This is a genomic window from Streptomyces sp. NPDC058221, assembly GCF_042882365.1.
GTDB lineage: Bacteria > Actinomycetota > Actinomycetes > Streptomycetales > Streptomycetaceae > Streptomyces.
Map to the genome: position 1 here is coordinate 1 of NZ_JBHVWF010000205.1, position 10,673 is coordinate 10,673.

A 10,673-nucleotide genomic window follows, 5' to 3' on the forward strand; every position below is an offset into this window, starting at 1 on the left:
CCCGTACGCCTGCGCGTGCGGGCGCGCACGCATGTGCAACAGGTCTGACGGCTCGCGCGGTTACTCGGAGGCGGTTTCCCCGGCCTGCCGTTCCGGCTCCGGGCACGCGGCCGGAACCGTGGCCGCGGACCCCCGCCGGACGGCGTTCACCACGGCCTCGTGCAGCGCCCGGCTGTCCTCCTCCGAGGAGCAGGGAACGGGGCTGCCCGACATGGTGAACCAGTCGGCCGCGTCGGTGTACTGCACGGTGATCTGTGCCGTGTCATCGGCCCATGTGGTGTGCACGGTCAGATCGCCGGACAGCGGGCCGACCTCTTCGGTGAGCACGCCGCCGTGCCCCGAATACACTCCGCGAGTCGTCCAGGACGCCCAGGTCATGCATCCAGGCTCGCACCAAAGCCGCCGGATCGCGACCCGCGGGGACCAATATCCGTGGGGACGTTCGTCGTCGGAGCGCCTCCGGGCGCACAGACCTGAACGGTCCATGGATTTGAACGAAACTTTCCGTGCACCCCCGCTGCGGTTCCCGCAGCGGCGGATCCCGTTGCACTGGTGCGCTCTTGACGCAAAACCGTTGCCCAGAAGGCCTACAGCAACGGATTCCGAAGGAAATTAGCTCTTGACCTGCGGAACGCGTCCGTATTGCATGACGCGCTGGGAGCAACGGCACCACCCACCACCCCTCGTCCGGAGGCGATACCGCTCCCGCGCTCAGACTCGCACCTGTTGATCGGAAACCGCCTCGATGACCGACACGCTCAGCGCTCCCCAGACGCTCGCCCCCGCGACCGGACCCACCCCGCAGAAGCTCAGGCGTTCCATCGGCGTCGTCGGAGGGACCCTGCTCACGCTCTCCTGCGTGACACCCGCCTCCACTCTCTTCGTGGTGGTACCCGACCTGTTCGCCGGTCTCGGCACCTACACGGCCCTCACCATCGCCGTCGGCTCTCTGCTCTGTATCGCGGTGGCCTTCTGTTACTCAGAGCTGGGCACACTCATCCCGAGTGCCGGCGGCGAGTACGCGATGGTGTCCACGATGGCCGGTCGGCTGGCCGGCTGGCTCGTGTTCGTGCTCTCCCTGCTCGTCGTGATGATCGTGCCCCCGGTCATCGCGATGGGGACCGCCGAATACCTCGCACCGGTGGTGCACATCCCGGCGCCCCTCGGCGGCGCGGGCGTCATGCTCCTGGCCACCCTCGCCGGCCTCCTCGACCTGCGCGCGAACGCGTGGATCACCGGGATCTTCCTCGTCCTGGAAGTGATCGCCGCAGGCGTCGTGGCCGTGCTCGGCTTCGCCCACTCCGAGCGGGGCGCCTCCGCCCTGGTGCACGGCTCGGTGGCCTCGTCCGGCGGTACGAGCTCGCACGTCACCGCCATGATGGTGGTCTCCGGCCTCGCCATCGCCCTGTTCATCACGCAGGGCTTCTCCACGGCCGTCTACCTCTCCGAGGAGCTGGAGGACCCGCGGCGCAACGTGGCCCGCACCGTCCTCGCCACCCTGGCGATCTCGACCGCGGTCATCCTCGTCCCCGTCATCGCGATCACGGTAGGTGCCCCCGATCTTGCGGCCCTGACCTCGGGAGACCTGAGCGGGATGGTCCAGGCCTGGTCGAACCCGGCCGTGGGCACGTTCGTCAGCCTCTGCGTCGCCCTCGCCATCATCAACGCCGGCATCGTCATGGTCATCCAGAACTCCCGGGTGCTGTACGCCTCCGCCCGGGACAAGGCCTGGCCCGCCCCCGTCAACCACGCACTCTCCCGGCTCGGCCGGTTCGGCTCGCCCTGGGTGGCGACGCTGATCGTCGGCGTGCCGGGCGCCGCCCTCTGCTTCGTCAACCTCGACACCCTGTACGGCGTCACCGGCGTGTCCGTCACCGCCATGTACCTGCTGGTGGCCGTGGCCGCCCTGCTCTGCCGCCGCGGCGCACACCGCGGGGCCGCGGCCTGGCGCATGCCTCTCTGGCCCGCGATACCGGTGCTGCTCATCGTCGTACTCGCGTACATCCTGACCCGGCAGGACACCGAGTACCTGGTGTGGACCGGCGGGATCACCGCGGTCGCCACGCTCTACTGGGCCCTGTATCTGCGGCCGCGTCGGGAGACCCGCTGGCTGGTGAGCATCCCGGAGGACACCCTGGTCTGAGACCGGAACGCGGTTGATCGGGTGACTCCGACCCGTCACCCCACATGCCGGACGCGCAGGGCGGTTAGGCATGCGGGCATGACATGTGAACCCCCCAAGAAATCCGGTTTCCTCCGTGCCCACCGCCTCCGCGCGGCCGGCACCGCCTGCGTCGTCCTGACCGCCGCCCTGCTCACCGGCTGCGGCCAGGACAGCGGCAGCTCGTCGACGTCCACGGAGACCTCCGAAGCCGCGCGCGCCGTCCCGGAGCGGACGGGCAGCGCCTCGCCCAGCCCGAGTGCCTCGCTGACCAAGGACCAGCAGGAGCGCAAGACGCTGCTGGACTCCACCAAGATCACCTTCGACAAGGCGGCCACCACGGCCGAGGGAGCCGTCCAGGGCGGCAAGCTGATCGAGCTCGACCTGAAGGGCCCGGGGAAGTCGGACGACGACACCGACGCGTCCGCGAGCCCGTCCGGGTCCGCATCCGCATCCGCGTCCGCGTCCGAGGGGGCCGGCGCCAGTGCCTCCCCGAGCGGCACCGGCTCGTCGCCGTCCGGGAGTGCCTCGCCTTCCGCCAGCCCCTCGTCCACCGGCCCGGAGTGGGTCGCGGCCGTCGCCGCGAAGGACGGCACCGAGCACACCGTGCGCATCGACGCCGTCTCCGGCAAGGTGCTCCAGTCCGTCGAGGACCAGGATCAGGACGCCGAGGAGAAGAGCCGCACGGCCGACCGGATCGCCAAGGCCTCCCAGACGCCGAAGCAGGCCGCCAAGGCCGCGACGGACAAGGCCAAGGGGACGGTGACCTCCCTCGACCTGGACACCAACGACAAGGACGTCCTCGTCTGGTCCGTCGACGTCGTCAGCAAGGACTGGAAGAAGACCACGGTCGACGTCGACGCGGCCAAGGGCACCGTCACCGGCGAGGACGTCGACGACGACTGACCCGCCCACGGCACGACTCGCACCGAAAGACGCCCCCGGTCCGCACGGACCGGGGGCGCCTTCATTCCGTCATGCCAGGGCGCTGTCATTCGGCCGGGACGGACTCCACGTGCGCCTCGACTGCCGTCGGCGACTCGAACTGCGTCCGGTACAGCTCCTCGTACCGGCCGCCCGCGGCCAGCAGCTCGGTGTGTGTACCGCGTTCGGCCACCCGGCCCTCCTCGATGACCAGGATCAGGTCGGCCGCCCGCACGGTGGAGAGCCGGTGGGCGATCACCACGGCGGTACGTCCCTCCAGGGCCTCGGCCAGCGCCTCCTGCACGGCTGCCTCCGAGGTCGAGTCGAGGTGGGCGGTCGCCTCGTCGAGGATGACGACGCGCTGCCGGGCCAGCAGCAGCCGGGCGATGGTCAGCCGCTGGCGCTCACCGCCCGAGAGCCGGTAACCGCGTTCCCCCACCACCGTGTCGAGCCCGTCGGGCAGCGAGGCGACCAGTCCGTCGAGCCGGGAACGGCGCAGGGCGTCCCAGATGTCCTCCTCGCTCGCGTCCGGCCTGGCGAGGGCCAGATTGGCGCGGACCGACTCATGGAAGAGGTGCCCGTCCTGGGTGACCATGCCGAGGGTCTCGCGGATCGACGCCGCGCTCAGATCGCGTACGTCGACGCCGTTCAGCCGTACGGAGCCGGCATCGGCGTCGTACAGCCGGGGCAGCAGCTGCGCGATCGTCGACTTCCCGGCGCCGGAGGAGCCGACCAGGGCGACCATCCGGCCGGGTTCGGCGCGGAAGGAGACGTCGTGCAGCACCTGGGTGCCGCCACGGCTGTCGAGCGTCGCGACCTCCTCCAGGGAGGCGAGGGAGACCTTGTCGGCGGACGGGTATCCGAAGGAGACCCCGTCGAACTCCACCGAAACCGGCCCGTCCGGCACCGTGCGGGCGTCCGGCTTCTCGGCGATCAGCGGCTTCAGATCGAGAATCTCGAAGACGCGCTCGAAGCTCACCAGCGCGCTCATCACCTCGACCCGGGCACCCGCCAGCGCCGTCAGCGGGGCGTAGAGCCGGGTGAGCAGCAGGGCGAGCGACACGACCGCGCCCGCTTCCAGGGTGCCGCGGATCGCGTAGTAGCCGCCGAGCCCGTAGACCAGCGCGAGCGCCAGCGCCGACACCAGGGTGAGTGCCGTGATGAACGTCGACTGCGCCATGGCCGTACGGATGCCGATGTCACGGACCCTGCGGGCGCGGGCGGCGAATTCGGCGGACTCGTCGGCAGGCCGTCCGAAGAGCTTGACCAGGGTCGCGCCGGGGGCGGAGAACCGCTCGGTCATCTGGGTGCCCATGGCGGCGTTGTGACCGGCCGCCTCACGCTGCATCCGCGCCATCCTGGACCCCATGCGCCGCGCGGGCACGACGAAGATCGGCAGCAGGACGAGCGCGAGCAGGGTGATCTGCCAGGAGATGGTGAGCATCACCCCGAGCGTCAGCACCAGGGTCACCAGGTTGGAGGCCACGCCGGACAGGGTGTTGCTGAACGCCCGCTGCGCCCCGATGACATCGTTGTTGAGCCGGCTCACCAGGGCGCCGGTGCGGGTCCGGGTGAAGAAGGCGACCGGCATCCGCTGGACATGGTCGAAGACCGCGGTGCGCAGATCCAGGATCAGGCCCTCGCCGAGGGTGGCCGACAGCAGGCGGGTCAGCACACCGAGCGCCGCCTCGGCCACCGCGATGACGGCGATCAGCAGGGCCAGCCGGATCACCGTCCCGCTCTCCTTGCCGTCCACGATCGCGTCGACCACCCGGCCGGCCAGTACCGGCGTCGCCACCGCCAGCAGAGCGGTGAACACGCTCAGAACCAGGAAGCGGTAGAGCTCACGGCGGCGCGGCCGGGCGAAGGAGGCGATCCGGCGCACGGTGGCCCGGGAGAAGGGCCTGCGGTCCTGTTGGGCGTTCATCGCGCTGTGCAGCGATGACCAAGCGGTGACTTCCATACTCATGCGGTGCCTCCGGGGTCCGACGTATCGATGCTCCCGGTGGCTGGACACGGCCCGGGTGCAGACAGAACGCTAAGATCTCAAGCGGACTTGAGGTCAACCGCTCTCGCGTCCGGCCCGCAGGATCTCATTCCTCGTCAGGCGGACCGATCGGCAGGCACACCTGGAACCGGGTGTCTCCCGGTTCCGAGGAGACCCGGATGTCACCGTGGTGCTTGTTGACGACGATGCGGTACGAGATGTCCAGCCCCAGCCCCGTGCCCTCACCGACAGGCTTGGTGGTGAAGAACGGCTCGAAGATCCGCGGCCTGATCGCGGCGGGGATTCCCGTTCCGGTGTCGGCCACCTCGACGAGCAGCCGGGCCTCCTCCCGCCAGGTGCGGATCGTCAGCGTGCCCCCGTCGGGCATCGCGTCGACCGCGTTGACGATCAGGTTCGTCCATACCTGGTTGAGCTCCGCGCCGAAGGCCGCGACCTGCGGCAGCTCATGGTCGTACTCCCTGACTACCCGCACTCCGGACGGGATCTTCGCCTGGAGCATCGTCAGCGTGGCGTCCAGCAGGGTGTGCACATCCACGGTCTGCTGCGGCGCCCGGTCCAGCTGGGCGTACTGCTGGGCGGCGCCGACCAGTCCCGAGATCCGGGTCACGGCATCGTCGATCTCGCCCATCAGCAGCTCCGCGTCCACCGTGTACGCGAGCCAGCGCACCGTGGAGCCGAGATTGTCCGTGCCGATGGTCCCGGCGACCGAGGACAGCCACGGAACGCCGATGTCCGCGGAGACCAGGGTGGGCGCCAGGTCCCAGCCGTCCGACACGCCGTTCTCCTCCAGCCAGTCGCCGACCGTGTCCTCGGCGTCGGCGGCCGCGAGGGCGGGCAGCCCGGTGGCCTTGGCGGCCCGGTGCACCGCGTCGTCCTGGAGCTCGACGAGCCGGTGCAGTTCGGAGCCGTCCAGCCGGCCGTCCGCGATCATGGCGAGCTTGTGGCGCATGCCGGCCACCCGCTCCCGCAGCGCCGCGGTGGCCCGCACGGCGGCCGCCGCGGGATTGTTCAGCTCGTGGGTGAGGCCCGCCGACAGCGAGGCCAGAGCCAGCAGCCGCTCCCGCTCGTTGACGATCGTGTTGGCCGCCCGCGTACCGAAGAACAGGCCGTCCAGCAGATGCAGGGCCATCGGGAACCAGGTCCGCACCGCGTACGCGAACTCGTCCGCAGGCAGCACGAAGAACTCGGCGTCGGTGACCGCCCGCAGCGTATGGGCGTACCGCTGCTCGACCCGGTCGCCCAGATAGGCGCGGGTCGCACCGGTGTACACCCCGCGCTGATCGGTGCGGTTGACCTCCACATCGTCGCCGTGCAGCACCCGGCTGAGCGCGATGGCCCCGCCGAGCAGCACATAGAAGCAGGTGGCGGCCTCGCCCTCCTCGTACACCACAAAACCCGCCGGGCGCTGTTCCCCGCGGCCCCGTTCCGCCAGCCAGCCGAGCTGCTCGTCGCTCAGCTCCTCGAACAGGAACAGGGTCCGCAACTGCTCCGGTGAAAGCCGGTCCGACTCGGTCACTGCGCCTCCAGATAGCGATGCACCAGGGATACCGCCATGGCTCCCTCGCCGACGGCCGAAGCGACACGCTTCACCGACGAGGAACGCACATCCCCCGCGGCGAAGACGCCCGGCACGCTCGACTCCAGGTGATACGGGTCCCTCGGCAGCTGCCAGCCGGCCGGACGGCCGCCCCCTGCCACCAGATCCGGTCCGGTCACGACGAACCCGCGCTCGTCGCGGGCGACGACGCCCTCCAGCCACTGCGTGCGCGGCTCGGCCCCGATGAAGACGAACAGCCACGAGGCATCCACGGTGTGCTCGGCGCCGGAGCGGCTGTCGCGCAGGGTGAGCTGCTGGAGGTGCCCGTCGCCCGCGCCGCCGGACACCTCGGTCCACGGGTGGATCTCGATGGTGTCGATGCCGTTGATCTGGTCGATCAGATAGCTGGACATCGAACGGGTCAGATCGCCCTGGCGCACCAGGATGTGGACCCGCCGTGCGTAGCGCGAGAAGTGCACCGCCGCCTGGCCCGCGGAGTTGGCGCCGCCGACGATGTAGACGTCCTCCCCGGAACAGCTCGGCGCCTCGGTGACGGCCGAGCCGTAGAAGACACCGGCCCCGGCGAACTCCTCCAGGCCGGTGGCGGCCAGCCGCCGGTAGGAGACACCGGTGGCGAGCACCACGGTGTGGGCGGCGATGGAGCTCTCCGGACCCAGATGCAGTACCCGGCCCGCTCCCGCCTCCTCCAGGGCGACGACCCGTTGCGCGCTGAGGATCTCCGCCCCGAACTTCAGGGCCTGGCGGCGGGCCCGGTCGGTGAGCTGGGATCCGGAGACACCGTCGGGGAAGCCGAGGTAGTTCTCGATCCGGCTGCTCTGGCCGGCCTGCCCGCCCGTCGCCCGTTCCTCCACCAGGATGGTGCGCAGCCCCTCCGATGCGCCGTAGACGGCCGCGCCGAGACCGGCCGGTCCGCCGCCGACCACCACCAGGTCGTAGAAGTCCGACGCGGGCACGGTACTGAGCCCGACCTGGGCGGCGAGCTCCCGCTCGGTGGGGGAGACCAGGGGCTTCCCCTCCGGCGTCACGACCAGCGGCACGTCCGCCGCTGACAGTCCGGCGGCGGCCAGCAGCCCCTGCCCCTCCGGTTCGTCCGACAGCAGCCACCGGTAGGGCACCAGATTGCGGGTGAGGAAGTCACGGACCGCGAAGGACGGCGCCGACCAGCGGTGCCCGACCACCCGGATCTGTGTCTCGCCCGGATCCGGTGTCGCGTGCCACAGCTCCAGCAGGCTGTCGATCACCGGGTAGAGATGCTGTTCGGGCGGGCTCCAGGGCTTGAGGAGGTAGTGGTCCAGGTCCACGACGTTGATCGCGTCGATGGCCGCCTCGGTGTCGGAGTACGCCGTCAGCAGCACCCGCCGGGCGAGCGGGAACAGGTCCATCGCCGCTTCCAGGAACTCGATGCCGTTCATCTGCGGCATCCGGTAGTCGGCCAGCATCAGCGCCAGCCGGTCGCCGCGGAGCTTGATCTCGCGCAGCGCGTCGAGCGCGTCACCACCGGAGAGCGCCCGCACGATGCGGTACCGGTCGCCGTACTGGCGCCGGAGGTCGCGGGCGACCGCCCTGGAGACGGCCGGGTCGTCGTCGACGCTCAGGATCGTGGGATTCGCCATGGCTCCATCATTCCCGTACGGGCGAGCAAACGGCGGCGGAAGATCGGAAGCGGGGCAGCCGGCACAGGCCGGGCGACGGCGGAACGCCCACGCCTCGGTGCCGCCCGCGGCTCCGGAGGCGGACCACGTAGAATCGGCCCCTGTTTCCGGCCGAACGATGGCATACCCAACCGATTGAGGCAGTTCGACGTGAGTTTCACAGACAGTACCGAGGCACCGATCTACGCCGGTCTCGTGGAGGAGCACGGGGATGTTCCGGCGGAGGTGCGCCGAGTGGCTGAGGAGACTCTGCGCGAGGCCGACCGGGCCATCGACTTCAGCGATGTACGCAGGTCGGCGGCGTACCGCTGACGGCAGGCCGGCCCCGCCCCGCCGTTCCGGCGGTTCCCCGCTTTCCGGCACCCGGCACGCCCCCGTGCCGGGTGCCGGCCCGTTCCTCGCACTGCGGACCCGGCTCCCCCGTCGGAGCATGGAACGAACAGTCGGCGACGACATCGGGACGAGGGGATGCCGGATGGGTGGTGAACGGCATGAGCCGCCACCGGACGGGTTCGAGGCCGAGCTGGACCAGATCGCCGCGCTGAACAGCTTGGACGCGCCTCGTCGGGAGCCGCCGGACGGCCGGGGACCGGGAGCTGCCGCCCTGCCGGGCGAGGCGGGCAGACGCCGCGACTCGCTGCTGCTCTCCGCCGGTCACACCATCGGGGAGTCCGACTCGCTCGAAGAGGCGCTCAGGCTGGTCGCCGGGCTGTACGCCCCGGACTTCCCGCTGGACGGCCAGTGCGTGTTCGGCATCGACGAGGGGTCCCTGAGCGCTCTGGGGCAGTACGGATTCCGGCCCGGCGGAGGAGCCGACCAGGGATTCCGGATGCCGATGGCGACCGGCTACCCGGCCGCCGAAGTGGCCAGGACCGGCCGGGCCGTGTTTCTCGCCTCGACGCAGGAGTACCGCCGCCGTTTTCCCGCGACCTGGCAGCTGTCGGCGCGTAAGGACCGGAACGCCTGGGCCTTCCTGCCGCTCGTCACCGCCGGGCGGGTCGTCGGAGTGTGGCTCGCCGCCTTCCGCTCACCCGTGGCCTTCACGACGAGCGAGCGCGCCCTGCTGACGGTCACCAGCAGGATGATCGCCCAGGTCCTCGAACGCGCCCGGGCCAGCAGAGCGGAACTGGCCCTCTCCCGCGGTCTGCGCCTCAGCATGCGCACCGCGGGCCCGGCGCTGACCGGGCTGAGCGTCGCGACGCGCTATGTGCCGACCGGGGGAGGCCTCATGGTCGGCGGGGACTGGTACGACAGCATCGACCTGCCCAGCGGCCGGCTGGCCCTGGTCATCGGCGATGTGCAGGGCCACGATGTGCACGCCGCCGGGCTGATGGCGCAGCTGCGCACCGCCGTGCACGCGTACGCAGCAGAGGGACACGGACCGGACGCCGTACTGGCACGGGCCTCACGCTTCCTGACCACCCTCGACGAGGACCGGTTCGCCACCTGCATCTACATCGAGGCCGACCCGTCCACCGGCAACCTGCACATCGCACGGGCCGGCCACCCGCACCCGGTCCTGCGCACCCCGGACGGCACCTGCCTGATCAAGCACATCAGCGGCGGCCTGCCGCTCGGACTGATGCCCGGTGAGGAGGACTACCCCGTCGACACCCTGCGCCTGCACGACGGCGAGGTCCTGATGCTGTGCACGGACGGGCTGATCGAGAACGGCGGCCACGACATGTACAGCGGCTGGGTGCGGGTGCGCGACGCGTTCTCGCCCGGCCCCGTCGAGGACCTCGAAGGGATGGCGGACCGGCTGATGTCGGCCGTGCTCAGCCCCGAACCCGGGGCCCGGGAGGGCGCCGCCGCCCGCGACGGCGACGACATCGCCCTCCTGCTGGTGCGCCGCGACTCCGGCCAGCCGCAGGTCGAGGCGAACCGGCGCCGACTGGTGCTGACCATCGGGCAGGACCAGGCGGAGGGACTGGCCGAGGCCCGCGCGGAGCTGAAGGCGCTGCTGTACGACTGGGCGCGGCCCGACCAGGTGGACACCGCGGTGCTCCTGGCGACCGAACTCCTCGGCAACGTCCTCGTGCACACCGACCAGGACGGCTCGCTCACCGCGTACGTCACCGGGGAGACCGGCCGGCGCCGGCTGCTCGTCGAGGTCATGGACCGCGGCGACGAGCTGCCGCACCAGCGCACCCCGGGCGAACTGGCCTCGTCGGGGCGCGGACTCCTGCTGCTCGACATCCTGGCCGACCAATGGGGCGTGCGTCCCGAACCCGAGGGCAAGACGGCGTGGTTCGCGCTTGCCGAGGCGCCCCCGGAGACGGGGGGCGCCACCACCTGAGGGCTGTCCCGTAATCCCTGGTGGATCAGCGCGCGGCGTCAGATGCGGTGCATCGCAAGGCGCCGTAGCTG

At 71.0% G+C, this 10,673-nt stretch carries 8 protein-coding genes; 4 read left to right on the forward strand and 4 right to left on the reverse strand.

What is annotated here, in order from left to right:
* Window positions 1-60: 60 nt before the first annotated feature.
* The gene (locus ACFVW8_RS36060; RefSeq protein WP_389697701.1) at window positions 61-378 is read right to left on the reverse strand and encodes a hypothetical protein; all 318 of its coding nucleotides are present in this window, start codon (window positions 376-378) and stop codon (window positions 61-63) included.
* 367 nt (window positions 379-745) lie between these two features.
* On the opposite strand from ACFVW8_RS36060, the gene ACFVW8_RS36065 reads away from it, so the two are divergent.
* Together ACFVW8_RS36065 and ACFVW8_RS36070 are read left to right on the forward strand one after the other, a co-directional pair.
* Complete coding sequence (locus ACFVW8_RS36065) at window positions 746-2,143, forward strand: APC family permease (RefSeq protein WP_389697703.1); 1,398 nt, start codon at window positions 746-748, stop codon at window positions 2,141-2,143.
* A gap of 78 nt (window positions 2,144-2,221) precedes the next feature.
* On the forward strand, window positions 2,222-3,067 hold the full coding sequence (locus tag ACFVW8_RS36070) for a PepSY domain-containing protein (protein WP_389697705.1): 846 nt from the start codon (window positions 2,222-2,224) through the stop codon (window positions 3,065-3,067).
* 85 nt (window positions 3,068-3,152) lie between these two features.
* On the opposite strand, the gene ACFVW8_RS36075 is transcribed toward ACFVW8_RS36070, so the two are convergent.
* The 3 genes from ACFVW8_RS36075 to ACFVW8_RS36085 all read right to left on the reverse strand — a co-directional run bounded on the left by ACFVW8_RS36075 (window position 3,153) and on the right by ACFVW8_RS36085 (window position 8,264).
* Window positions 3,153-5,054: an ABC transporter ATP-binding protein gene (locus ACFVW8_RS36075; RefSeq protein WP_389697707.1), complete on the reverse strand. Its 1,902-nt coding sequence runs from the start codon at window positions 5,052-5,054 to the stop codon at window positions 3,153-3,155.
* Window positions 5,055-5,178: 124 nt separating this feature from the next.
* Window positions 5,179-6,609 carry an ATP-binding protein gene (locus ACFVW8_RS36080; protein WP_389697709.1) on the reverse strand — a complete coding sequence of 477 codons (1,431 nt, stop codon included), beginning with the start codon at window positions 6,607-6,609 and terminating at the stop codon, window positions 5,179-5,181.
* A complete protein-coding gene (locus ACFVW8_RS36085) occupies window positions 6,606-8,264 on the reverse strand; it encodes an FAD-dependent oxidoreductase (protein ID WP_389697711.1) in 1,659 nt (552 codons plus the stop codon). The genes ACFVW8_RS36080 and ACFVW8_RS36085 overlap by 4 nt, the downstream gene beginning before the upstream one ends.
* 189 nt (window positions 8,265-8,453) lie before the next feature.
* On the opposite strand from ACFVW8_RS36085, the gene ACFVW8_RS36090 reads away from it, so the two are divergent.
* Together ACFVW8_RS36090 and ACFVW8_RS36095 are read left to right on the forward strand one after the other, a co-directional pair.
* Entirely contained in the window at window positions 8,454-8,615 is a 162-nt protein-coding gene (locus tag ACFVW8_RS36090) for a hypothetical protein (protein WP_285565567.1), read from the forward strand.
* Between the two features lie 118 nt (window positions 8,616-8,733).
* Window positions 8,734-10,602 (forward strand): SpoIIE family protein phosphatase, encoded by a 1,869-nt coding sequence (locus tag ACFVW8_RS36095; protein ID WP_389697713.1) that lies wholly within the window; start codon window positions 8,734-8,736, stop codon window positions 10,600-10,602.
* Window positions 10,603-10,673: the final 71 nt, after the last annotated feature.

Coding starts and splice junctions, on each gene's coding strand:
- ACFVW8_RS36065 (WP_389697703.1), top strand. CDS start 746: ATGACCGACACGCTCAGCGCTCCCCAGACGCTCGCCCCCGCGACCGGA.
- ACFVW8_RS36070 (WP_389697705.1), top strand. CDS start 2,222: ATGACATGTGAACCCCCCAAGAAATCCGGTTTCCTCCGTGCCCACCGC.
- ACFVW8_RS36085 (WP_389697711.1), bottom strand. CDS start 8,264: ATGGCGAATCCCACGATCCTGAGCGTCGACGACGACCCGGCCGTCTCC.
- ACFVW8_RS36075 (WP_389697707.1), bottom strand. CDS start 5,054: ATGAGTATGGAAGTCACCGCTTGGTCATCGCTGCACAGCGCGATGAAC.
- ACFVW8_RS36060 (WP_389697701.1), bottom strand. CDS start 378: ATGACCTGGGCGTCCTGGACGACTCGCGGAGTGTATTCGGGGCACGGC.
- ACFVW8_RS36095 (WP_389697713.1), top strand. CDS start 8,734: ATGGAACGAACAGTCGGCGACGACATCGGGACGAGGGGATGCCGGATG.